Source organism: Microvirga puerhi, assembly GCF_020089865.1.
Taxonomy (GTDB): Bacteria; Pseudomonadota; Alphaproteobacteria; order Rhizobiales; family Beijerinckiaceae; genus Microvirga; species Microvirga puerhi.
In genome coordinates, this window is record NZ_JAIRBM010000015.1 from 14,102 (window position 1) to 37,201 (window position 23,100).

18 protein-coding genes, 1 tRNA gene and 1 pseudogene are annotated in these 23,100 nt (G+C 58.3%); 8 read left to right on the forward strand and 12 right to left on the reverse strand.

Annotated elements, in window-relative coordinates; genetic code table 11:
* Positions 1-1,911, reverse strand: a complete 1,911-nt coding sequence (locus tag K9B37_RS17670) for a potassium transporter Kup (RefSeq protein ID WP_439651749.1) — start codon at positions 1,909-1,911, stop codon at positions 1-3.
* A 154-nt stretch (positions 1,912-2,065) separates the two neighbouring features.
* Positions 2,066-2,455 (reverse strand): hypothetical protein, encoded by a 390-nt coding sequence (locus K9B37_RS17675; RefSeq protein WP_224314854.1) that lies wholly within the window; start codon positions 2,453-2,455, stop codon positions 2,066-2,068.
* Positions 2,456-2,831: 376 nt separating this feature from the next.
* Between K9B37_RS17675 and K9B37_RS17680 the strand changes: the two genes are divergently transcribed.
* A complete protein-coding gene (locus K9B37_RS17680; RefSeq protein WP_224314855.1) occupies positions 2,832-3,113 on the forward strand; it encodes a hypothetical protein in 282 nt (93 codons plus the stop codon).
* Positions 3,114-3,482: 369 nt separating this feature from the next.
* Here the strand turns inward: K9B37_RS17680 and K9B37_RS17685 are convergent, their stop codons facing one another.
* Positions 3,483-4,196 carry a response regulator transcription factor gene (locus K9B37_RS17685; RefSeq protein ID WP_224314856.1) on the reverse strand — a complete coding sequence of 238 codons (714 nt, stop codon included), beginning with the start codon at positions 4,194-4,196 and terminating at the stop codon, positions 3,483-3,485.
* Between the two features lie 619 nt (positions 4,197-4,815).
* On the reverse strand, positions 4,816-6,213 hold the full coding sequence (locus tag K9B37_RS17690) for a hypothetical protein (protein ID WP_224314857.1): 1,398 nt from the start codon (positions 6,211-6,213) through the stop codon (positions 4,816-4,818).
* A gap of 309 nt (positions 6,214-6,522) precedes the next feature.
* Between K9B37_RS17690 and K9B37_RS17695 the strand changes: the two genes are divergently transcribed.
* The 3 genes and pseudogenes from K9B37_RS17695 to K9B37_RS17705 all read left to right on the forward strand — a co-directional run bounded on the left by K9B37_RS17695 (position 6,523) and on the right by K9B37_RS17705 (position 10,594).
* Complete coding sequence (locus K9B37_RS17695) at positions 6,523-7,320, forward strand: hypothetical protein (protein WP_224314858.1); 798 nt, start codon at positions 6,523-6,525, stop codon at positions 7,318-7,320.
* A 105-nt stretch (positions 7,321-7,425) separates the two neighbouring features.
* A pseudogene (locus K9B37_RS17700) lies at positions 7,426-9,131 on the forward strand (type I secretion system permease/ATPase); the annotation flags it as partial.
* 107 nt (positions 9,132-9,238) lie between these two features.
* Positions 9,239-10,594 (forward strand): HlyD family type I secretion periplasmic adaptor subunit, encoded by a 1,356-nt coding sequence (locus tag K9B37_RS17705; RefSeq protein WP_224314859.1) that lies wholly within the window; start codon positions 9,239-9,241, stop codon positions 10,592-10,594.
* A gap of 196 nt (positions 10,595-10,790) precedes the next feature.
* Here K9B37_RS17705 and K9B37_RS17710 read toward each other — a convergent pair whose 3' ends face one another.
* From K9B37_RS17710 to K9B37_RS17720, 3 genes are all read right to left on the reverse strand, one after another.
* The gene (locus K9B37_RS17710; protein ID WP_224314860.1) at positions 10,791-11,408 is read right to left on the reverse strand and encodes a hypothetical protein; all 618 of its coding nucleotides are present in this window, start codon (positions 11,406-11,408) and stop codon (positions 10,791-10,793) included.
* 269 nt (positions 11,409-11,677) lie between these two features.
* Positions 11,678-11,753: transfer RNA gene (locus K9B37_RS17715), tRNA-Ile, on the reverse strand.
* An 86-nt stretch (positions 11,754-11,839) separates the two neighbouring features.
* Positions 11,840-13,033 (reverse strand): adenylate/guanylate cyclase domain-containing protein, encoded by a 1,194-nt coding sequence (locus K9B37_RS17720; protein WP_224314861.1) that lies wholly within the window; start codon positions 13,031-13,033, stop codon positions 11,840-11,842.
* 152 nt (positions 13,034-13,185) lie between these two features.
* Here K9B37_RS17720 and K9B37_RS17725 point away from each other — a divergent pair, with 152 nt between their 5' ends.
* Entirely contained in the window at positions 13,186-13,806 is a 621-nt protein-coding gene (locus K9B37_RS17725) for a TIGR02466 family protein (protein ID WP_224314862.1), read from the forward strand.
* A gap of 14 nt (positions 13,807-13,820) precedes the next feature.
* On the opposite strand, the gene K9B37_RS17730 is transcribed toward K9B37_RS17725, so the two are convergent.
* Positions 13,821-15,050 (reverse strand): MFS transporter, encoded by a 1,230-nt coding sequence (locus K9B37_RS17730; protein WP_224314863.1) that lies wholly within the window; start codon positions 15,048-15,050, stop codon positions 13,821-13,823.
* 274 nt (positions 15,051-15,324) lie between these two features.
* Here K9B37_RS17730 and K9B37_RS17735 point away from each other — a divergent pair, with 274 nt between their 5' ends.
* From K9B37_RS17735 to K9B37_RS17745, 3 genes are read left to right on the forward strand one after another with little or no spacing between them, the layout of a single operon-like run.
* Positions 15,325-17,391 (forward strand): FUSC family protein, encoded by a 2,067-nt coding sequence (locus K9B37_RS17735; protein WP_224314864.1) that lies wholly within the window; start codon positions 15,325-15,327, stop codon positions 17,389-17,391.
* Positions 17,388-17,597: a DUF1656 domain-containing protein gene (locus K9B37_RS17740; RefSeq protein ID WP_224314865.1), complete on the forward strand. Its 210-nt coding sequence runs from the start codon at positions 17,388-17,390 to the stop codon at positions 17,595-17,597. The genes K9B37_RS17735 and K9B37_RS17740 overlap by 4 nt, the downstream gene beginning before the upstream one ends.
* A 3-nt stretch (positions 17,598-17,600) precedes the next feature.
* Positions 17,601-18,464: an efflux RND transporter periplasmic adaptor subunit gene (locus K9B37_RS17745; protein ID WP_224314866.1), complete on the forward strand. Its 864-nt coding sequence runs from the start codon at positions 17,601-17,603 to the stop codon at positions 18,462-18,464.
* Positions 18,465-18,494: 30 nt separating this feature from the next.
* Here the strand turns inward: K9B37_RS17745 and K9B37_RS17750 are convergent, their stop codons facing one another.
* The 4 genes from K9B37_RS17750 to K9B37_RS17765 all read right to left on the reverse strand — a co-directional run bounded on the left by K9B37_RS17750 (position 18,495) and on the right by K9B37_RS17765 (position 23,065).
* Positions 18,495-18,971, reverse strand: coding sequence for a YkgJ family cysteine cluster protein (locus tag K9B37_RS17750; RefSeq protein WP_224314867.1), 477 nt, complete (start codon positions 18,969-18,971; stop codon positions 18,495-18,497).
* An 81-nt stretch (positions 18,972-19,052) separates the two neighbouring features.
* The gene (locus K9B37_RS17755) at positions 19,053-20,012 is read right to left on the reverse strand and encodes a cation diffusion facilitator family transporter (protein ID WP_224314868.1); all 960 of its coding nucleotides are present in this window, start codon (positions 20,010-20,012) and stop codon (positions 19,053-19,055) included.
* A gap of 139 nt (positions 20,013-20,151) precedes the next feature.
* Positions 20,152-21,426, reverse strand: a complete 1,275-nt coding sequence (locus K9B37_RS17760) for a dicarboxylate/amino acid:cation symporter (RefSeq protein WP_224314869.1) — start codon at positions 21,424-21,426, stop codon at positions 20,152-20,154.
* A gap of 169 nt (positions 21,427-21,595) precedes the next feature.
* Entirely contained in the window at positions 21,596-23,065 is a 1,470-nt protein-coding gene (locus K9B37_RS17765; RefSeq protein WP_369414351.1) for a catalase, read from the reverse strand.
* Between the last annotated feature and the right edge of the window lie 35 nt (positions 23,066-23,100).

Below are 23,100 nucleotides of genomic sequence, written 5' to 3' on the forward strand. Positions count from 1 at the left end.
TCAAATTTCAATCTCCGTGCCGACCTCCACCACCTGCCGCGCCGGAATCTGGAAGTAGGCTGCTGATCGCTCGGCATTGCGCTGCATGAATGCGAAAAGCGCTTCCCGCCACACTGCCATTCCACGCACATGTTCGGTCGGGATAATGGTTTCCCGCCCAATGTAATAGGAGAGGCTGTCCGGCTCGATGCCCGTAAGGTGGCCGCGTTCGATTGCGAGACGCACACCGTCCGGAATGCATGGTGTCTCCATGAATCCATAGCGCAGGACGACGCGACTGACATTCGGCGCGATTTGAATGATTTCGACGCGATGCTCGTCCGACACCCGCGGAATTTCCTCCGACCGTGCGGTCACCAGCAATAAGCGCTCATGCAGAGCATGATTGTGCCTGACGAAATTCGTCAGCGGGAGCGGAATGCCGTGTGTCGATGCAGTGAGATAGATGGCCGTTCCTGGAAGGCAGATCGGGGGATTCCGTCCCAATGCGGCAAGGAATTCCGCCTCGGGCTGGCGCATATGGGCGCGAGCGCGCTGAACAAGATGCTGTCCCTTGCGCCATGTCAGCATCAGGAACGCGACCGCGGTGGCAAGAAGCAGCGGGAACCATCCGCCGTCGAGGAACTTCGTCGCATTCGCGGCAAAGAACGTTAGATCGATAAGCAGGAAGAATCCGTTGACAGCTACGACAAGCAGCGGATTGTAACCCCATCTCAGAGCGATCATGGCAGCCAACAGGGTGGTAATGGCCATCAGCATGGACACGGCGATGCCATATGCGCCGGCGAGAGCATCGGAAGATCGGAACAGGAATACAGCGCCGAGCGTGGCAGCGGCGAGCAGCCAATTCACCGCCGGCACATAGATCTGACCGATTTCATGGCTTGCCGTATGCTGGATATGGAGCCCGGGGCAAAGTCCGAGCTGAATTGCCTGTTGGGTCAGAGAAAATGCTCCCGAGATGATCGCCTGAGAGGCAATCACCGTTGCTACTGTTGCAAAAGCGACCAGCGGATAATGGGCCCAGTCCGGCGCGAGCTGGTAGAACGGATTGTCGCTGAATTCAGGATGCGTGACGAGCAGCGCCGCTTGCCCGAAATAATTGAGCACCAGGCCGGGCAAGGCAATGAAGAACCATGCAAGCCGGATCGGCACCCGGCCGAAATGGCCCATGTCGGCATACATGGCTTCGCCTCCCGTCACCGCGAGAAACGCTGCGCCGAGAATGGCGAAACTGACGATCGGTCCCGTCGACAACAGGAATTCGAAAGCGACGAGTGGGTTGATGGCGGTCAGGACCATGGGAGCAAGCAGAATCCCACGCAGACCGAGCATGGCGAGCACGACAAACCACCCGAGCATTATCGGTCCGAAGATGCCGCCGATGAAACCTGTCCCCTTTCGCTGCATAAGAAACAGCCCGAGAAGCACGGCGACCGTCAGAGGAAGCACCAGCGGCGCAAGGCTGGGCGCATCGACCTTCAGACCCTCGATAGCGCTGAGCACGGAAATGGCCGGTGTGATGGCACCATCGCCATAGAGCAGCGCGGCTCCGACAAGCCCTACGATTAATAAAATCGAACGCCATGTACCGGGACGTGCCCGGCGCGCATGCAGCAAGGCCAGCATGGCGACAATACCGCCTTCACCCCGGTTGTCGGCACGCAAAATCAACACCGCGTATTTCAGGGAAATGATCAGGATCAGAGACCACAGAATCAGCGACACGACCCCAAGCACGGCATTCGGAGTAATAACACCTCCCTGGCTGGCCGCTCGCGCAGCCTCCTTCAGGGCATAAAGTGGGCTGGTGCCGATATCGCCATAGACCACGCCTAGTGCACCGAGCATAGCGGCGGCGGGAATCGCTGTACCGATCCGGGAGGCAGGAAGCGCCGTCGCCTGCCGCATGGCCGAGCCCCTCTCAGTCCCGTCCTTCCGGACCTGTGAACGAAAGCTATGCCCAAGCTAAACCGCCAGGCGGACAAGAGTTCCAATAGGAGGCGTGGATTTCAGGGTCGGTGGACTACGTTCACCACCGCGTCAGGCCGACGCCCTTCAGCAATCATTGTTTCTGTCGTTTCAGGCGGGCGCAGACTGCCCGAGCGGAGGCACCGGATTCGACATAGCAGTAATCGAGCGTGTTCCTGTTGACGAGGTCGAAGGAGTAAATCCCCTCTTCGTCCGATGCGACGATGAGCCTGCCCTTGGGCGTAAATGCACCCCAGAGACTTTCCTTGACGTTGCCCTCCGGATTCGACCGGTCGAGATATCCCGTGAACGTCCTCCCGTTTTGCTCCGTCACCACCAAGGTGGCAGTTCCCTCTTTCCGTCCCTCAACTTTGGCCAGCCGCTCCCTGGGACCGGTCCAAGTTCCAACCAACGAGAATGGCTCTGCGGCATGCGCAGCACTTCCGAGCAAGAAGACGGCAACGGCGATTATAGCTTTATTCATGATCTTGAACCTTTGGGGCACACAAAACACCCGTGACCCTAAGTTCATATGAATCTCTTCTCAAGAAGGAACCAGCATCGGCCCTCACGATCACAGAAGAATACTTAACATTTGCCTGTTTGCGCCAAAGTTTTTGAAATATAGTTTCAGGACGAGCGACCTCATCACAACGTGCGGCCGTGTTGCGCTTCTGCCTGCCTTGATAACTCGGCCCGTCGTCGCATCTGCGTCCGTTATCCAATCTTGATGCGGTCAGTGTCCCAGCCCGATCTTTCAATCTCGCATTACCTCTCAAGAGAACCGAGCATATTCTCACCGATTTCAAGTGTTAACCGATGGCGACCGGCAAATTGATTTCAATGTGGGAGATTGAAGTATGGTGCTTCAACAGGAGAGAAGTTCGGAGGACGTTCTGAAGGCGATCAATAACCTCAAGGCTCAAGCAGAGGCGCAACAGATTGCTCTGGAAGTCGTCATCTTCAGCATTTGCTCCGAGGTAAAGCTACCACCAGCGAAACTTCTCAGCGATCTTGATGCCGCCTACTGTGAACTTGAGCATGGCTTGGTCAAAGGCAGCCAACTTGTCGGAGCATTCTACGATCTGAGGAAACGTCTTCGACACCTTCTCATGCCTGAATCTGAAGTGGAAACCGGCTAGGCTCGAGGCTTCGGCTTGCAAGGAAGGCATCGATCCAGAGTCACTGAATCTATCCACCCACGCGGGAGATATCGCTTCGAGCTCAGTGACACGGGCCATGACTGTCTGAAATCACGCGCTGGATATGGACGATTAACGTGCCTCTCGACGAATCCACTTGCTCAGCCCATGGGACATGAACTGTTTCCGGCAATTCCTCCAGCATCGCTCTGGAGGTAGAGTCCGTGCCATCGGCATCCATCGTCCTACCCTTTCCCCTTCGCGCATACGGAAGGACAACGGACCAACTCGGAGGGTGGTGGCTGGCACAAGACAACAACTTCTGAGAAAGGATGGCAGCTTCGGTCCGATTGGTTGCATGCAGCTTTCTCATGATCTGTTTACGTAGAATTTTACAGTATTCTCCGACAAGCTGAGACGATGCGCGATCCACTTATTTGGATGTCCATGCTGGAGCGCGGCTAGTACTTCGGCTTCTCGCGCTGTAAATCTCGTATGTGGCTCAACGGTGCGAGTGCAGGGTAATTGCATTGGACTGACATGAGACAATCCCAATGCCTGCTCTGAAGACAGGCTCAAGGAACTGCGGCCAACTGAGGTATCATGTATCTGCTCCCAGGTACCGTCGGGCAAATGATTGGTACCATTCACATAGCAAGGAAAGCATGTACCTCCCGCCATGACCAAGCGAAGAGCGGCAATCGCGACGCTCAGCGATGCCGTATAGGGGACAACCCCCTGCGCCCCCGCCATCATCGCCTCTCGTACGATACTCTCGTCGTCGCATGCAGAAACTACGATCACCGGAACAGAGGGAATATGCTTTAAAATGACTCGAATAGCAGTGCTGAGATCAAGTTCTGTGTCATGGCGTGATTGAACCTTCAATAGCACCAATGCGACGGACAAATCGTCCGATCGATAAAGCTCCTCGATATTGGAGATTTCGAGAATGACGGTGACGGGAAATGCAGCACTTAGAGCGTCAGCAAGGCACCTCTGCCAGAACGGCGCACCGTCGATCAGAACAATTCCGGTCCTATCTGATCCACTCCGATAAGAGTTATTTGTCGAGCTTAGCATTGTCAGCTCTTCCTCAGCTATGTTGCAGAGTCTGACGGAGTCGAACACGTGGATCCCATCGCGGTTCAGGCTGGACAGTCGTTAGCGTCGGAACTGGATCGGATCCTCGATCTCTAAATGACCGTCATGCAAACTTTGTCAGGTCTGGTATTGCCGAAACAATTTATTCAATATCAACAATCTGTTTGATATCACCGCTTCACTCTCTACGCGGCGATCCTGGTCAGCACAATCTAGGCTCTAACCGGCCATGAACTATGCGCCTTTCCGAAGCGGAAGAAAACCATAGTTACCAAAAAATTGCCTATCGATCCTGCATAAATAAAGTTGGATTAGCTTCTTGAAAATCTAGTCATATCTGATGCGACTCGATCGGTGGCTCTTTGGTGTTTGCGATTTCCGTTCTCCCACGCCCCTCAACGCGACATCGTCCCGGTCAGGATAGGCCTTCCAAACATATATTGAAGCATTGATCTTTATTCAGATCACTCTGCATATGCAGCAAGCACACAACGGAGATCAATCGCGCGGAGTTCCAATGACCTCCGTCAGAATCGGTTTGTTCTATGTGCAGCCATTTGGGAGCAGCTTGTTTGCAGAAAGTCCGCACACCTCGCGTCTACGTCAGATGCAAAAAATCGTCTACAAGCATCATCACATCACTGGCGACGCTTTGATCGTGATGATCGCTATGACTATCCGCTAAGGCCATATGTACCGCGCTGTGCACGATATGGGTAAAATCGGGCTGGCCCTCTGAAAATGAAGAAAGAGGCGCTGTACTCGCAATGTTGATGGGAGCAAAGATTGCGATGTCAGTGTCACTGAGGTTGCCGAAGGACATGCCGTCCCCCCCATTCCCAGCTGTGTTGTGCCCTGTCATGGCGGTACCGTGATGGGCGAGGGATGAAAGATCAACTTCTCCGTGTTCAGCGGAATCCCCACCTGCTACGAAACTCCCACCCATCGCCGAATTCAGCACTCCGCCCGCTCCTCCGACACCTGCAATCTGCATAGCGCTCTGATTGAAATAGACAGTGTTATATTGCGTTGCTGTCGCCGCGCCAGAAAGACCGATGGCAATGTTGATCGGTGCGTAAATCGCGATGTCGTGGTCAATCATGGCCCCGACGAATGTGCCATCTCCTCCGTTTCCTGAAGCATTGTTGCCGGTCCAGACGGAACTCGAATGCAGCAATCCAAGGCCAAGATCGCCATTGGTAGCCGATAGATGGCTGAACTGCACGCCTCCACTCGATGCGACATTGCCGGTTCCGCCCTGCCCTCCAATCCCTGCGAGTTGCGTTGCCCCCTGGTTGAAAGAGGCAGTGTTGTACTGTGTCGCGGTAGTCGTACCGCCATAAGCTCCCAATGCAATATTGAGCGGCGAGTAGATCGCAACATCGGTGTCGTTCATCGCGCCGATAAAGGCGCCACTTCCGCCATCGCCGGCGGCGTTGCCGCCCGTCGATAAAATCTCTGCATGTTGCGAAGGACCGCCCTGGTCGCTCTCAGCACTGATCAATACATAGCCACCGGAAGCCTCATTCCCACTCCCTCCATGTCCTCCTATGCCGCCTCGCTGGGTCGCGCCCTGATCAAAGCTGACCGTATTGGACTGCGTAGCCGTGGCCGCCCCCACTGCGATGTTAATGGGAGAGAAGAGGGCAACATCGATATCGGTCATGGCTCCAACGAATAGGCCATCCCCACCATTGCCCGCGGCGTTCCCGCCTGTTGTGATCTCTCCCATATGACTTCCCGCATGATTCGAAGATGTGGGGGAATTGTCCGTTGAGGAATCCACTTGATATTCTGATTGACGTCCATGGCCCCGATCGTCATTCGCGTCATCATTGCGGCCAGAAGAGTTAGATGCGTCGAGCTGAAGAAGTTTGAACAGGCCCTGATTGGCGCCGCCTGAGAGGCCTAGCTCGCCCATATAGCTCAGGTGATCGAAAATGCTGGAGAAAGTCGGACGCAGATGCAGACCTGCTGATCGATCGGCGTGATCCATTCCATACCGAGGCCACATTGCGTCCCCCTTGATGGACGGCGGGAACAGTCGCCGATCAACAAGAACGGTGTCCTCCAGTGTGACCCATCTCGCGAGAAAACCGCAGCCTATAATTCGGGTCCACCCCTTCGGGTAGCTGCATGACACGTCGGGATAGTGGAGCACGGTCCTTGTCCCTCAATCGGGCGCAAACCACCACACCAATTGATCTCTATAGGGAACAGGCTCGAAGCCCAATAATCGGGCGGGTGGCAAAGTCCCTGGACTTGCGGCCCTTCACCCACGGAGAACCAAGCACGGGAGGCACTAATGCCGTCATGGTATCCAAGCTTTGATACGTCCGACGTGATCAAGTTCGACCATATCGACACGACGGGCGGAAATGCCGGCAACGGAGGGAACGTCTACAATTACGGAGATCAAACGATTAACAATACGGCCACGGTGACACCCTCCAACTATGTCGAGGGCGCCTATGTTCACGCGAAGGTAGGGGACTACACCGATGCAACTGCCGACTGGGATGCCGGTGGCGGTGGACCGGGCGCCGGAACTGGTACCGGTGGAGCGGGCGGTGCAGGGACCGGCGGCTACGGTGGTTATGGCGGCTACGGAGGCTTCGGAGGCTACGGAGGTGCCGGCGGTTACGGCGGAGACGGCGGAGCGGCTTCAACGACAAGCGCAGACTCCGGTGATCCATCCGCCACCGGTGGTGCCGGCGGGGCCGGTGGCGCTGGCGGCTACGGCGGAAACGGAGGCTTCGGCGGAGCTGGCGGCGCCGGTGGCGCTGGTGGCGATGGCACGGGTGGCCTTGGCGGCGTGGGAACCGGAACGGGGACTGGCGGCGCGGCCACCTCCAGCGGTGATCAATATCTCGAAACCGGTGGCAATACGGCGACGATCACCGCGCCGACCTCGGCAACACAGACGAACACGGCCAATATAGGCCAGGGTTCGAGCTTGGTCGCGGGCATTGGCGGCAGCGGCGGGGATTGGAATCACGCTGACCGCGGCCCCGTCGTGTTCTCGCTCTCTCACCCGACGACGACAACCACCGACATCCACGACATCCTTACACATTTCAGTGTCGATGACGCCCTCGTGTAACGGACATGCCTTCGAGAGACCGGCGAGGGATGTCGCCGGTCTCTCTGCACATCATCACTCCGATGGATAAACTGCACCTAGAGCGAAAGCCGTGGCCCGGCGATCATGACATATGACACGCGCAATCGCCGGACGTCGCTGCAGGCCGCCCTCGGAGCCTGCTCCGGCGCGTTCTTTCTCGTATTCATTTATAGTTGCAGCTTCAATCTACTGCTCCTTGCGCCTTCGATTTATCTCCTGGAAGTCTACGATCGCGTATTGTCAAGCCGCAGCGTCGATACCCTGCTGATGTTGACGCTGATCGTATCCATCGCAGTATTGGTCGGAAGCATTCTTGACGTCGTGCGGCGGGCTGCACTCTCGCGAATTGCCATGTGGCTGGATGATCGCCTTCGCCCGATCGTACTGCAAGCGTCATTCGAATACGCATATCAAGTTGGACCCGGCCGTGCAAACGAGGCCTATCGCGACTTGGGGACACTACGCCAATTCATAGATTCCTCCGTATCGGGCTTACTCTTCGATCTTTTGTGGGCACCGCTCTTTCTTGCGGTCCTGTTCCTCGTACACCCTCTTCTCGGCAGCATCGGGGCTATCTGCGCATTTCTCCTCTTCAGCTTCACGGTTGCCAGCGAATCATCACGCGCGATCCTCTCTCACGGAGCGCAAGCGCTCAAGCGATGAGCTATGGCCGCCTTTGGAACGCGTTGAACAACATCCATATCGTCCGCGCTCTTGACATATCCGACGGTGCCGCGCGGCTGATCTATCGTGATGCGCAGGCAGGCAGAGCAGCCATGGAGACGGCCGCCCGTAGGAATGACTGGATCCAGATCTTTGCAAAGCCAATCAGAGCGTTGGCACAAGTCCTTATCATGGGATCGGCTGCATGGCTGGTCCTCGAAGAGCAGAGGAGTCCTGGCATCATCTTCGCATCGAGTCTGCTTTTCGGACGGGGTCTGGCGCCAATCGAGGGCGTGGTCGGCAGTTGGAAAATGATCTCCGCAACACGGGATGCATACCGGCGCTTGACCGATGTTCTCGCCATAACCGGTTCAGCCTCGGCGCAATGCAGAATGGAAGTACCGAGGCCGCAAGGGCGGCTGTCCGTGGACGGGATCAGCTTCTGCCCACCCGGGAAAAATACTCTTCTGCTGAAGAGCATCTCCTTTCATCTCAATCCGGGCGAGTGTCTCGGATTGATTGGATCGTCAGGAGCTGGAAAGTCACTTCTTGGCCGACTGATCGCAGGTCTCTCCGTGCCGACAGTCGGTTGTATCACGCTCGACTCAGTCGACGTGACAACGTGGCGACAGAATGGCGGAGCCCACCATCTCGGCTATCTTCCTCAAGAGATCGATCTCTTTGGAGGGTCAGTTGCAGAGGCGATCGGGCGCCTGGCTAATGAAGATCAGGGAGAAGTCGTTCGCGTTGCCCGAATGGTCGGGGTTCATGAAGCCATCATGCGATTGCCGCAGGCTTACGATACAGAGATGAACGAAGCGACTGCCTCTCTTCTCCTCGGTCATCGCCAGCGCATCGGCATTGCCCGTGCATGTTTCGGAAGCCCTCGTCTCATCGTTCTCGATGAGCCGAACGCCAATCTCGACTATCGTGGAGAGCAAATTCTCTTCAATACCATTGAGCACCTGAAGGCGAGTGGTTCGACTGTTATCGTCATCACGCATCGTCTCGGGATTCTTCCCGCCACAGACAAGATCGCCATCCTTGAATCAGGAACGCTGAGCGCCTTCGGCAACAGCCAGGACATTTTCGAGCGCTATCTGCGCCGACCTCAGATCGATTCTACAGGGCCAGCCCCGCGTGCGAGAGAGGAATCTGTGTCCCCTTCTCTGACATTTCCCTCCGATCATGAGTCGGCAACGGCAAGCACATCGGACGGAAAGGGGCGGATCCCATGACCGCAGTTATTGACGGCCATGCCATAGCAAAACAGTGGTCTCCTGTTCCTGTGCCACCCACGCCGTTGTCGAGAATGCGTGGTGTTATCCTGGCTGGAAACATCCTTACTTTTGGTTTCGTTGCCGCCTTCGGCATATGGTCTTTCTTCGCTCCTCTAGAGAGTGCTGCCATCGCGCTCGGAACCGTAGAAGCGGAGTCCAATCGCAAGACGATCCAACATCTCGAGGGTGGCATCATTCGCGAGATTCCCGTTCAGGATGGCGATCTCGTATCGAGCGGGCAGATCCTTGTCAGACTGGACCAGACGAGAGTCCAGGCAGAGCTTCAGAGTTGGTTCCAGCAGTATTGGGACGGCAAAGCGCGGGAGGCCAGGCTGCTTGCCGAGCGAGACGGGAGGGAGAAGATCGCGATTCCGGCGTCGCTGATTGCGGCACGCTCTAACAACCCTGCCATAGAGACCATCATTGCTGGGCAGCAGAAGATCTTTAAGACCCGACTGCAGGTCTTTCGCTCCCAGGCTGCCGTCATCCACGAGCACATGTCGCGGGTGGAGCACGAAATCGCGGGGCTTCAGGCACAAGACGATGCTGCGGGGAAACGAGCAGGCATTATCGCGGAAGAACGCGCCGCGGTTGCATCACTGGTGGAAAAAGGCCTCGAACGTCGTCCTCGGCTTCTTTCGCTTGATAGGGAGCGTGTGGAGATCGACGGACGCCGAGGCGAGGCTGTGGCCCAGATTGCGCGCGCGCGCCAAGTTATCAGCGAGTCCAAGGCAACGCTTTTCAAGCTTGAAAGCGACCGGCAAAATGAGATCGCACAGTCTCTTAGGGATACGCAGAACCAAGTTGCGACGCTTATCGAGAGAATTCTGGCGATGAACGATCAGTTGGCGCGTATGGAAATCAGGGTCCCCAAAAACGGCATCGTTACCAATCTCCAAATCCATACGCCCGGTGGTATCGTCGCCCCAGGCGCTCCGCTCCTGGACCTCGTGCCGAAGGAAGATCAACTTATCGTCGTTGCGCGCGTAAAGCCTGAAGATATCGATGTCGTGCGCATAGGACTGTCGGCTGCGGTCAGGCTCTTGCCGTATAGTGCACGGGGAACGCCGCTCCTGACTGGCTCGGTGACTTACGTATCTGCGGATCGATTGACCGATAAAAGAACGGATCAGCCCTGCTATTCTGCAAAAATTCGCATCGACAATCCGCAATTGGCACCAGCCCAGGGAGTTGAGATGGTTCCTGGCATGCCAGCGGAGGCCTTCATAAAAACCGGACGGAGCACTGTGGCACTTTATGCATTGAAACCCTTGCTCGACAGCTTCAATCGCGCATTCAGAGAAGATTAAACGCCTTGCGTAGCAGACACATACGGATGCTCTCTGCCTTAGCACGCTTGCTCAGATGTCGTGGAATACAACGCCCAAGCCCGCTCTCGCCCCGCCGAGCCTCCCGGCTCCAAATTCCCTAGGACGCCATCGGTCTTAACAGCATACATAGTGAAGCCGGGATTAATGAACCCTGCCAGCTTTTGAACTGAGACATTTAGCTGCCGCGCAGATAAGCTTGATATTCATCATCTCGACTAAGATCGATTGCTCCTGACAATCCATCGAACCAGAGCGATAGCGCGTCAGCTACGAAATAGAGGCGGCCGAGGTCCCAACGTTCCGGGGCAATTTTGATGTGCGAGCCATCCAGTTCGGTAGAATAGCGGAACGTTACGGAGCGCGGATCGACCAATGCAAACTCGGATATGTTATTCAGCATGTTATCAGAAATGTAGCTTGCGTTATTGTCCAGATCGTAGGCCGTTTCTCGGAAGGCCTCTATCAAAACGTCAAGGTTATGCCCAACCCGTTTGGGAACAACGCCACCTGCGTATCGAATGTGCCACTTGAGGGCGACTTCCGTGGCATGGCGAAGGTTGAACAAAGCCGGGAAAATCAAGTTGCCAGTCTGCGGAGCTTTCTGGAACATAGTCCTGAGTAGAATAAGGCTAGCATCAAAGTAGCCCTCCCAGATTCGACATTCTCTCCAATCGCCGCCAAACTTGAACTCAATGTTAGAAGTATCGTCGCTGGCGGGTGAGATCAGTCGTGAGCCAGCATTGCGCATGAAAGCTTCATAGTGCTCCATCTCAGCTTCGTCGCTGATTGGCATTTAACCTCCTCAAGCTTTACGTTGCGAGTATCGTGTAGGAGGAGACTAGGAATCCGCGGGGTTCAAGTTGCGATACCCCAATCTCGTCAGATCGATCAGGTGCGTGGAGGGCCGACTTAAGATCTTTCAGGCTAGCACTTTGACATGATTTTTCCACTAAAGCTTTGATTTTATTTAATTTTCATTATCGCAATTGGGAAAGGCAAGACCTCGAATCGCTTTCACGAGTTCGACCATCATCATAAACAATATTCATTGATTTTATTGAATGGTGGGCCTGGCAGGACTCGAACCTGCAACCAGACCGTTATGAGCGGCCGGCTCTAACCATTGAGCTACAGGCCCTTTGGAGAAGGGTCAGGGGCTTTTAGCGGGAAATGCGGCCGGTGCGCAACGGTGTCTCGCGAAGAAGGCTGCGCCATTTTTTGCCCTCAGGGCCGGAAGATCTCGACCCTCTCGTCGAAGCCCTCAAGACTGTGCGCCCCGAGGGGCGTCGGATCGCCCCAAAGGTGCTCCACGAAGGGCTTGGACATGAGAATCGGCTCGCCCAGCTCTTTGTTCAGCTCCGCGATACGGCTTGCCAGATTGACGTCCCGGCCGATCACCGTGAAATCGAGCCGCCGGCCCGATCCCACATTGCCATAGGCAGCATCGCCGTGATGAAGGGCGATGCCGATGTTGATCGGCACCGGGAAGCGCCCTTCGCTGTTCGCGGCCTGGACGCGTCGCAGCGCTTTGGTAGCGGCAGAAAGTGCGGCCTGAGGGGCACCGCCCGTATCGTCGCCTTTGTCCCGAACGATGGCAAGGAGGCCATCGCCCAGATACTTGAGCACCTCACCCCCCTCATCCTCGATCGGCGGTACGAGACAATCGAAGTAATTGTTCAGAAGCTCGACCGCATGCTCCGGGCTCAAGGTCGAAGAGATCTGCGTATAGTCACGCATGTCGGCAAAGAGGATCGCCGAGCGGATCCGTGTCACCTGACCGCGGAGGATCGCGCCGGAAAGAATCGCCTTGTGCGGATCGTCGCCCACATAAATCCGCAAAACCTCGTCGAGTCGGTTGTTCGTGGCCCTGAGTTCGATGACGAGGGCGAAGGACGGCATGACAAGACGTAGGATTTTCAGGGTTTTCTCGTCGAAGCCGTTCGGCGAGCGGGTCGCGAAGGAAATAGCGTTCTCCGCGCCGCTGCTGAAGCGCAGCGGTACCGTCAGGTAGTGGCGATATCCAGCCTCCTTCAACTCCGTCAGGATCGGGAACTTGTCCTCAGGCGTCTCCGTCAGGTCGAGCAAGAGCCATTCATTGGTGCGGTTCACATAGGCAAAAGGACTTGACGCATAGACCGTCTCGCGGCGCTCGCCGTGCGGAAGGTAACGGACGACCGTGCCTTCGTCTTTGGTCCAGAACCGTCCGATCCCGGCATATTCCGAATGCAGTGCCTCGATAGCCGACGCAGCCCGGTCGATCGGCAGCCCGAGCTCCCGCAGCCGCTCGATGAAGGCGCTAAGGATGTCGCTCGGATCGTCCATCTTGGCCGCGCCAGTCACCAGCCAATCCCGGAGGGCAATGACCCGCGACAACGTTTCGGAATCGAGGCTGCGGGCCAGGATCAGCGGGTCGTCCATGAGACCGGGTTCAGAGAGCGAGAGCATCATAGCGCCAAGGTGGGATCGTCATGATGATCCTGCAAGCGAGGGGTCGCCCGAAACTGTTCTTGCGGTTCTTGCCGAGCTGCTTTGGTTTTGACACTCTCCTTCGCGACCGCTAGAGCCGTGCCATGTCCAGTATCGAAACCCTTTTCGTCACCAAAGTCTATCGTGCAGAGCTTGCCGGCGCGAAGGCCGAGCGCCTCAATACGGAGCTCGAAGCGGCCTGCTGGTCCATTGCCGAGGACGACGAGGCCGGGCAACGCTGGTGTGAGAAAAACGGCTATCCGGGCTACACATCTTACGCCTCCCTGGATGATCTGCCCTGGCGAGTCCCGGTATTCGGCGAGCTGCTGAAGCAGCTCAATACCCATGTGACCGCCTTCGCGAAAGAACTGGAATTCGATCTCAAGGGCCGCAAGCTCGAGCTCGACAGCCTGTGGATCAACATCCTGCCGCCTGGGGGCGTGCACACATCCCACATCCATCCTCACTCGGTCGTCAGCGGCACCTATTATGTCACGATTCCGGACGGCGCGAGTGCCTTGAAGCTCGAGGATCCGCGCCTCGGCTTCATGATGGCCGCACCGCCCCGCAAGCCGAAGGCGAAGCCGGAGAACCGGCAGTTCGCCTATATGTCGCCGAAGCCGGGCACGATCCTGCTCTGGGAGAGCTGGCTTCGCCACGAAGTCCCCGTGAACGAAGCGGAGAGCGAGCGTATCAGCATCAGCTTCAACTACGCCTGGCGCTGACCCTGCGGCCTTTGTCAGGCCGTGCGCCCCCATGGCCGCTCATGCGGCAGGAACACGGTGAGCAGGCCGATCGCCGGCAGGAACGAGCAGACCCGATACACCGTCTCGATGCTGGTCCAATCGGCCAGCTCGCCAAGCACGGCTGCGCCTAGGCCGCCCATGCCGAACGAGAGGCCGAAGAAGAGACCGGCGATCATCCCAACCCTTCCCGGCACCAATTCCGTCGCATAGACCAAGATCGCTGAGAAGGCTGAAGCGAGGATCAAGCCGATCAGGACGCTCAGCACCCCGGTCCAGAACAGGTTCGCGTAGGGCAACGCCAAGGTGAACGGCAGAACGCCGAGAATCGAGAACCAGATCACGTATTTGCGCCCGAACCGGTCGCCGACCGGCCCGCCAAGCACTGTGCCGGCCGCTACTGCGGCGAGGAAGATGAACAGGTGAAGCTGCGCATCCTGCACGGAGAGCTGGAATTTCGCGATCAGATAGAAGGTGAAATAGCTGGTGATGCTCGCCGTATAGAAGTTCTTCGAGAAGACCAGCAGCATCAGGATGGTGATCGACCAGAAGATCCGCTGCCGGGAATGGGCCGACTTCGCAGGGCCCGAGCGCGGCTTGGCCTTTAGGGCAATGAGCTTATCGCGATACCAGCGCCCGACCTGGGACAGGACGATCATGGCAAGCAGGGCCACGAGGGAGAACCAGGCGATGCTCGGCTGGCCCATGGGCACCACGATGAAGGCCGCGAGCAGCGGCCCTATCGCAGTCCCTGCATTGCCGCCGACCTGGAAGACCGACTGGGCTAGACCATGCCGTCCACCGGAGGCCATACGCGCTACCCGGGAAGATTCCGGATGGAAGACGGAGGAGCCCATACCGACGAGACCCGCCGCCAGAAGCAGGAGCGGATAAGAGGAAGCACGCGACAGGGTCAGCAGACCGACCAGGGTAAAGCCCATGCCGACCACCAGCGAGAACGGCTGCGACTTGCGGTCCGTATAAACGCCGACAAGGGGCTGGAGCAGCGACGCCGTGAGCTGGAACGTCAGGGTGATCAGGCCGATCTGCCCGAAATCGAGAGCGTAGCTCTCCTTGAGAACAGGGTAGATCGCGGGGATCAGCGACTGGATCAGGTCGTTGAGAAAATGCGAGAAACTGATCGCTACGAGGATCGGGACAGCCACTCGCTCTGCCGTGGTGTGGACAGGCGCGGCGGCAGAGATGACGGTCGATTTGGTGTCCATGGCGTTTTCTTGAAAGAAGCCGGCGGACGCGCGGCCTCGATTGGAACAGTCTTTCCTAGCCTATAGACGATATCTTACGACGCCTCCCCCTTCCATATTGCAATGCTGGGTTGCCAGTTGAACATTACCGGTGGAGCTCCAGCAATCGTCATGGCCCCGGCCCCTATTAACCCTGGGATTCGCGGGGCCTCCCTCTAGATGATGATGGGACCGCCTCCGCCCGAATCGCTGAGGCCGATCGAGCCGTAAAACCCGAGCGAGAGTTCCCCTGCCTATGCCGCAGCCGAGCTGGCGAGACGTCGTGTTCTCGATCAAGACGTTCGGCGCAGCCATGCTTGCCCTCTGGATCGCCTTCCGGCTCGACCTCACCCAGCCGAGCTGGGCCATGCTGACCGTCTTCGTCGTCTCCCAGCCCATCGCCGGGATGGTTGCGGCAAAGTCCGTCTTCCGCGTCGCCGGAACGGTGGTGGGGGCGCTCATGGCCCTGCTGCTCGTCGGATTGTTCGCGCAGTCACCGCCGCTTTTCCTTATTTCGCTCGCCTTTTGGATCGGGGCCTGCACCTTCACGTCGGTGCTGCTGCGCGATGCGCCAGCCGCATACGGCGCAATGCTGTCGGGTTATTCGGCTGCCATCATCGGCATTCCGGCGGCTCTCGCTCCCGATACCGCCTTCGACTATGCCATCGGCCGATGCATCGAAATTACGCTCGGGATTGGCTGCGCCACACTTGTGAGCCAGCTCGTCTTTCCGCGCTCCGCTGGCGAAGCCCTGAAAACCTCAGTCGATGCGACCCTTTTCGCCTCGGCACGCTGGGTCCGGGACATGATGCGCGGGGAAATCGATCCAGATCGATTTCTGGCGGATCAGCGCCGGCTGATCGCGGATGCAGTCTCACTCAACGCTCTGCGCATTTTTTCAATGTTCGATACCCCATCTGTCAGAGCCGCCGGCGATGTCGCCCGTCACCTTCAGGGGCGCATTCTCGCTCTTCTGGTCCTGTTGGTGTCCATTCACGACCGCATGGTCCTGCTCCAGACGGCGGCGCCGGGAAAGGCCGAGATTCTTCGACCTTTGCTGGATGATGCTGCCCGGGTCTTCGACCGTGACGACGTTCTGGAACGCGACACTGCGCTCGAAGATACCATTCGCGACCTTGAAAGCCGCATCGGCGATAATGTGCCATCCCTCGACGACATGATCCGCGATCCCGAGAATATCGTCGTCAGAAATATTATGCTGCGCCTACGCGATGCGCTCGAAACGTGGCGCAGGATTCTGGTGTTACATGAGGGTCTGTTCTCCGATCAGCCTATCCGGATCGAAGAAGCGGCTCCGTCCACGACCCGATACCGGGACGTCACGCTGGCCCTGGTTGCCGGGGCCATTTCAGTGACGGCCGTTCTGACGACATCTGCCTTCTGGATAGCTTCCGGTTGGAGCAATGGCAGCTCCGCTGTCATCTTCAGTGGTGTGATTTGCAGCATTCTGGCATCGCTGGACGATCCTGCCTCCGCTGCGGGAAATTTCCTGCGCATGACGCTTCTCTCCGCGATCGCCGCGGCGATCTACCTGCTGGCGATTTTTCCGACCGTCGATGATTTCACGTCCCTGGTCATGGTTTTGCTGCCGTTCTACCTTCCTTTCGGAATTCTGCTCGCGCAACCCAGCATCGGCACGAAGGTCACCCCGCTCGGCCTCAACCTCGTCGCCTTCCTGGGATTGACCAACACGACGACTCAAGCGGACTTTGCGAGCTTCCTCAATTCGACATTGGCGCTCCTCAGCGGCATTTCGGTGGGTATCCTCATGTTCCGGCTTCTGCGGCCGCTTGGCGTCGACTGGACGATCCGGCGCATCCGCCGCGGTATCCTGCGAGACCTTCAAGTTCTAGCCTCTGGCGAAGGATCCTTCGATCGGGCGCATTTCGCGAGCCGCATGTTCGACCGTATCAACGCCCTGTTCTCCCGCGTGGACATCATACAACCAAATCAGCAGAGGCTCATGCGCGGCGCCCTAACGGCATTGCGCGTCGGATTCAATCTGCTCACGCTACGTAGGATTCAAAGCTCACTTCATCCGGCAGCGGCACGCGCGCTGGATGCGGGCCTGATCGATCTCAGCCACCATTTCCGCAATCTCAAGAATGAGCGACAGAATGGCCAAGCGCCCGACCTTCGCCATATCGTACCGATCCTGATCGCTCATCGATCGTCCCGGACGGCCGAAGCGTTGACAGCCTTGATTGCCATCAGCAGCGCCATGGACCGCCATCAGGACTTCTTCGGCGTATCGCAACCCTATGCGCTGCATGCCATCCTGGCCGCGCCGGAGCCTTTATGATCAAGGAAATCGATCTGTTTGGAATCTTCCTGCCGCCCCTCTTCGCCTATGCCGGTTTGGCAGCTTTGTTGTGGCTCGTCTTGCGAGCGCTGCTGCGTTGGGTCGGTGCCTATCGCCTGATCTGGCATCCCGCGCTCTTCAACACGGCGCTGTATGTCCTGATCCTGTCGGGTTGCATCTTCGCCGTTTTTCATTGGGATCTTTGAACTGTGCTCGCGTCCCGGACCTTTCGCTTCGTCATTACAACGCTTATCGCTGCGCTGGCTCTCACTGCGGGCTTCTTTGCTTGGCGTCTCTATGTCGAGACGCCCTGGACGCGGGATGGGCGCGTTCGCGTCGACGTAATCCAGATTGCCCCGGAGGTCGCAGGTTCGGTGGCCGAGGTCAGAGTGAAGGACAACCAGTCGGTGAAGAAGGGTGATGTCCTGTTCATCATTGACCCCGATCGATACCGCTTCGCTCTCAGTCAGGCGGAAGCCGATGTAGCGGCCCGCGAGCGCGAGCTCGAACAGCGGCGCCGGGAGTTGGAACGACGCACCCGTTTGTCGAGCGCCGCCATCACGGTGGAAGCACGAGAGCAGGCGGAGACGGCGGTTAATCTGGCGGAAGCGGCCTATGACGGAGCCTTGGCTGCACTCAGCATCGCCCATCTCAATCTTGATCTCACGACGATCCGGTCACCGGTCAACGGATATGTGACCAATCTCCAGGTCCACGTCGGAGACTATGCAGTGGCAGGCAAGGCCTCACTTGCCGTGGTGAACAGCGACTCGTTCTATGTCGTCGGCTATTTCGAGGAAACCAAGCTGCGGAATCTCCGCGAAGGAGATCGCGCGACGGTAAGGCTCCTTGGCTTTCCCGACGAAATCGAAGGACATGTGGAAAGCATTGCCCGCGCAATCGCCGACCGTGAGACCATCTCCGGCTCGGGGGATCTGATCGCCAACGTCAATCCGACTTTCAGCTGGGTTCGGCTCGCTCAACGGATCCCGGTGAGGATCGCCCTCGACCGGGTCCCCGATTCCATCCGCCTCAGCGCCGGCATGACGGCGACGATCGTCGTGCATCCGTGACGACGAACCGGCGCAGCACCATGAGGTCCGCTATTTTTCGGTATCATCCCACTCGTAGACGCGCTCGGGCCCATCGGCGTTTTCCACGACGTCCTCCTCGACCTCGCGGAAGGTGATCTTGATCTGCGGTATGACGCTCTCGTCACCCTGCTGGATGCGTTCGAAGCGCAGGACGTCATAGTAGGCGCAGCGCGAACGCCCCGGATAGGAGCGGCAGACGCCCGGCCGGGCATGATAGATCGTGCAGCCGCGGGTCTTCTGGTCGAGAAACGCGCAGGTACGCTCGAAGATCACATCCTTCACGCGCTTGAGAACCCGCTCCCCGTCGTACTCCGTCGTGTAGCGCCGCTGCGCTTCCTCGAAGGTGACGCCGAAATGCTTGGCAAGGCGGGTGATGTCTCGCTTCGTGACGGCCACGCGCTCGTAGATCGAGCAGCAGAAGGCCGGGCACTTGTTGCAATCGAAATAGACGCGAGGCTGGTCGTCCTTGATGACCCGTTCGGCCATGCGCGCTCCTTTTACATCGAAGTTGATTATCTATGGAGGAAAGAGGTGCAGTTTCAATAGACACCGATTGTCACGCTTCTATTAACCGGATGTCATTTGTCCTTCGACGGCGTCTTTCCGGTCACGATAGGTGCCCGCCGTCTGCGGCTTGATGAACAGCGTCGTGATTTCGGGATGCGTCTGCTTGATTTTGGTCTCAATCCGCCTCACGCAGGCCTCGATATCCGGTGTCCTCAACGCGTCGGAGAACTCCGCGCTGAGGGCAGCGACCACCTGGTCCGGCGCCAGATGGACGGTCAGAACGCCATTGGCACGTTCGATGGCCGGATCGGCCTGAGCGATGGCGAGGATCGAGGCCTCAAGCTTGTGATTGGCGGCCTCACCGATCAGGAGGCCTTTCGTTTCCCGCGCCAGCACAAGAGCGGTGGTCGTGAGAACCGCACCGATGCCGAGAGAAGCCATGCCGTCGAGTTCCGGCATATCGAAATGTTGAGCTGCGGTAATGCCCACGAATGCAATCAACAATCCGGCCAGAGCTGCCGTATCCTCGAACAGCACGGTAAAGGTCGTAGGATCCTTGCTCTCTCGGACCGCGCGGAAATAGCCGAGCGGCCCCTTGGCCTTTCTGAACTCCTTGAGTGCGATCCACCAGGATCCGCCTTCAAAGAGCAGGGAAAACCCAAGGACAAGATAGGCGACCAGCGGGCTTTCCATCGGCTCGGGACGGCGAATGTGGGTAATGCCCTCGTAAAAGGACACGCCCGCGCCAAGGGCGAAAATCAGCAGAGCGACGATGAAGGTCCAGAAATAGAGTTCGCGCCCATGGCCGAGAGGGTGAGCGCGATCGGGCGGCTTATTCGAACGGTAGATGCCGTAAAGAAGGAGCAGCTCGTTGCCGGTGTCCACGAGGGAATGCACGCCCTCGCTCAGCATGGCTGAGCTGCCGGTCCAGGCGGCCGCGACGAATTTCGTGACGGCGATCAGCAGATTGCCGAGCAGCGCAGCGTAAATGACTTTCTTGGACGAGGTCTGTGATGCCACGCCGATTTCCGCTCCTTAGCCCATCGAGCGGAAAAGTAGGCTTTCCGCACGTGCTCTAGAAACAGAACGGCAGGGCTAGGCTCCGGTTGCATCGGATGGAGAGCGGGCCGGGGTTCCAGCGGCCCCGACCCGGTGAACTTCATTCGGCAGGCGCGAGAACCGCGTCGGGAGAAGCGCTCCGTATCTCTTCACCCCCATTATAGACGGCGAGGTCCAGAACGCCCTCCTCCTTCGCCACCAGCACCGGCACAAGAACCTGGCCGGTCACGTTGGTTGCCGTGCGCATCATGTCGATGACCCGGTCAATGGCGATGATATAGCCGATGCCTTCCAGCGGCAGGCCAGCCGTGCTGAGGGTCAGGGTCAGCATGACGATCGAGGTGCCAGGAACTCCGGCTGTACCCAGCGAACCGAGGACCGCCGTCAGCCCGATCAGCACATATTGCGTCAGAGACAGGTCGAGGCCGAAATACTGCGCGATGAAGATCGAGGCAATCGCCGGATAGATGGCACCGCAGCCATCCATCTTCACGTTCGCGCCAAGGGGCACCGCGAAGCTCGCGTAGCTCTGCGGCACGCCCAGGCGCTCGACGGCGACGCGCAGGGACATGGGCAGGGTCGCGAGACTCGACGATGTGGCGAAGGCCATCTGTTGAGCGGGCAGCACGCCGCGGAAGAAGCGTCCGACCTTGAGGCCATGCAGCTTCAGAAGGCCGCCATAGACCACCACGATATGGAACAGGCACGCGGCATACATGGCGGCGATGAACTTGCCTAAGGGCAGCAGGGACGAAAGGCCGTATTTGCCGACCACCCAGGCGATCAGGCCGAAAGTGCCGATCGGCGTCAGCTGAAGCACCCAGCGGGTGACACGGAAGACAAGGGTCGCGCCCTGATCGACCAGGTTACGGATACCCGCGGTCTTCTCTCCGAGCGAGACAAGGGCTGCTCCCACGATGCCGGCGAAGAACAGCACCTGCAGGACATTGGTGTCCGCCATCGCCTTGATCGGGTTCGTCGGAACGATGCCGATGAGCACTTCGAGCGGTGTCGGGATCGTCCTCGGCTTGACCTCGCCGAGCGGCAGGTTCGCAAGGCCGAGACCGGGATTGATCAGGTGGCCGAAGGCGATGCCGACGAGCACGGCGAGAACGGACGTCGCCACGAACCAGAACAGCGTGCGAATGCCGAGCCGTGCCACATTGCCGGCTTCGGCGAGCTTCGCCACGCTGGACGTGATCGTGAAGAACACCAGCGGAATCACGATCATCCGCACCAGGTTCAGATAGATGTCGCCGAGGGGCTTGAACCAGACGACAGCCCGCTCGCCCACCAGAGCGCCGGCAAGGATGCCGAGGGCAAAGGCGACCGCTACCCGCTGCCAGAGCGGTCGGCTAAACCACCTTTTAATCATGTATTTTGCTTTCTTTTTGCAAAAACCGTCGTGATTAAATGGCAAAAACCGGGACCAGTTGCAAATGATCCTATTGCAACGCCGCGATTACCGGGCCGCATAAGCGCCCTAACAAAAATGCCACCCGGTTTTCCGGGCGGCACTCTGTGGTCGGCTCTGCGAACGTGGCTTATTCCGCAGCCTGCGGCACCGCCTCGCTCGGTGACAATCCCATCCGCTCGGCAACGCCGAGACCATAGGCCTTGTCCGCGAGATAGAAGTGGAGCACCTGACGCTTCACGATCTCGACCGGTACGCCCTGCATGGCTTCCGCGATGTTGCTCATGAGCTGAGCCTTCTGCTCGTCGCTCATGAGGCGGAACAGGGCTCCGGCTTGGCTGTAGTCGTCATTGCCGATCCGATGATCGTAGCGGGCAGCATCGCCGGAAATCTTCAGCGGAGGTTCGGCGAGACTACGGTCCTCCACCGGACCGTTGAAGGAGTTGGGCTCGTAATAGGCATCGCCCCGCTCCGGGGTCTCGAACAGCATCGCGCCATCGGCATGGTAATGGTGGACCGGGCAACGTGGCTTGTTGACCGGCAGCGCCTCGTAATGGGTGCCGACCCGGTAGCGATGGGCATCCGCATAGGCGAACAGGCGTCCCTGGAGCATCTTGTCCGGCGAAAATCCGATACCCGGAACGATATTGGACGGCGAGAAGGACGACTGCTCCACCTCGGCGAAATAGTGCTTGGCATTCCGGTTCAGCTCGAGAATGCCGATCTCGTGGAGCGGATAATCCGCATGCGGCCACACCTTGGTGAGATCGAACGGGTTATAGGATGTCTTCTCGGCATCCGTTTCCGGCATGATCTGCACGCAGACGCGCCAGCGCGGATAATCGCCGTTCTCGATGGCCTCGTAGAGATCGCGCTGGGCACTCTCACGGTCCTTGGCGACCACCCCTTCCGCCTCACGGTTGGTCCAGGTCTTGATGCCCTGCAGAGACTTGAAGTGGAATTTCACCCAATACCGCTCGCCCGATGCGCTCAGGAACGAATAGGTGTGAGAACCGAAACCGTGCATGAAACGGTAGCCTTGCGGCAGGCCACGATCCGAGAAGAGGATTGTCACCTGGTGCAGGCTCTCCGGCGAAAGACTCCAGAAGTCCCACATGGCGGTGGGGCTGCGCAGATTGGTCGAGGGGTGCCGCTTCTGGGTGCGGATGAAATCGGGGAACTTCAGCGGATCGCGCACGAAGAAGACCGGCGTGTTGTTGCCGACCACGTCCCAGTTGCCTTCTTCCGTATAGAACTTCACCGAGAAGCCGCGTACGTCGCGCTCCGCGTCCGCCGCACCGCGTTCGCCCGCAACGGTCGAGAAGCGCAGGAAGACTTCCGTCTGCTTGCCGATTTTGGAGAACAGCTTGGCCTTGGAATACTTCGTGATGTCCTGCGTCACCGTGAAGGTGCCGTAGGCGCCCGAGCCCTTGGCATGTACCACGCGCTCCGGAACGCGTTCACGGTTCTGGTGCGCCAGCTTCTCGATGAGTTGGTAGTCCTGCAACAGCAGCGGACCGCGGGACCCGGCCGAGATGGAATTCTGGTTGTCGGCAATCGGCGCGCCGGCCGTGGTGGTCATGGTCGGTTTCGTCATGATGCATCCTCCTGGATGCCCACACCTTCGCCGTGCGC

What these genes read in the sequence shown, in the direction of transcription:
- K9B37_RS17670 (WP_439651749.1), bottom strand. Translation starts at nt 1,911, where the DNA reads ATGCGGCAGGCGACGGCGCTTCCTGCCTCCCGGATCGGTACAGCGATT.
- K9B37_RS17675 (WP_224314854.1), bottom strand. Translation starts at nt 2,455, where the DNA reads ATGAATAAAGCTATAATCGCCGTTGCCGTCTTCTTGCTCGGAAGTGCT.
- K9B37_RS17680 (WP_224314855.1), top strand. Translation starts at nt 2,832, where the DNA reads ATGGTGCTTCAACAGGAGAGAAGTTCGGAGGACGTTCTGAAGGCGATC.
- K9B37_RS17685 (WP_224314856.1), bottom strand. Translation starts at nt 4,196, where the DNA reads ATGCTAAGCTCGACAAATAACTCTTATCGGAGTGGATCAGATAGGACC.
- K9B37_RS17690 (WP_224314857.1), bottom strand. Translation starts at nt 6,213, where the DNA reads ATGGATCACGCCGATCGATCAGCAGGTCTGCATCTGCGTCCGACTTTC.
- K9B37_RS17695 (WP_224314858.1), top strand. Translation starts at nt 6,523, where the DNA reads ATGCCGTCATGGTATCCAAGCTTTGATACGTCCGACGTGATCAAGTTC.
- K9B37_RS17705 (WP_224314859.1), top strand. Translation starts at nt 9,239, where the DNA reads ATGACCGCAGTTATTGACGGCCATGCCATAGCAAAACAGTGGTCTCCT.
- K9B37_RS17710 (WP_224314860.1), bottom strand. Translation starts at nt 11,408, where the DNA reads ATGCCAATCAGCGACGAAGCTGAGATGGAGCACTATGAAGCTTTCATG.
- K9B37_RS17720 (WP_224314861.1), bottom strand. Translation starts at nt 13,033, where the DNA reads ATGGACGACCCGCTGATCCTGGCCCGCAGCCTCGATTCCGAAACGTTG.
- K9B37_RS17725 (WP_224314862.1), top strand. Translation starts at nt 13,186, where the DNA reads ATGTCCAGTATCGAAACCCTTTTCGTCACCAAAGTCTATCGTGCAGAG.
- K9B37_RS17730 (WP_224314863.1), bottom strand. Translation starts at nt 15,050, where the DNA reads ATGGACACCAAATCGACCGTCATCTCTGCCGCCGCGCCTGTCCACACC.
- K9B37_RS17735 (WP_224314864.1), top strand. Translation starts at nt 15,325, where the DNA reads ATGCCGCAGCCGAGCTGGCGAGACGTCGTGTTCTCGATCAAGACGTTC.
- K9B37_RS17740 (WP_224314865.1), top strand. Translation starts at nt 17,388, where the DNA reads ATGATCAAGGAAATCGATCTGTTTGGAATCTTCCTGCCGCCCCTCTTC.
- K9B37_RS17750 (WP_224314867.1), bottom strand. Translation starts at nt 18,971, where the DNA reads ATGGCCGAACGGGTCATCAAGGACGACCAGCCTCGCGTCTATTTCGAT.
- K9B37_RS17760 (WP_224314869.1), bottom strand. Translation starts at nt 21,426, where the DNA reads ATGATTAAAAGGTGGTTTAGCCGACCGCTCTGGCAGCGGGTAGCGGTC.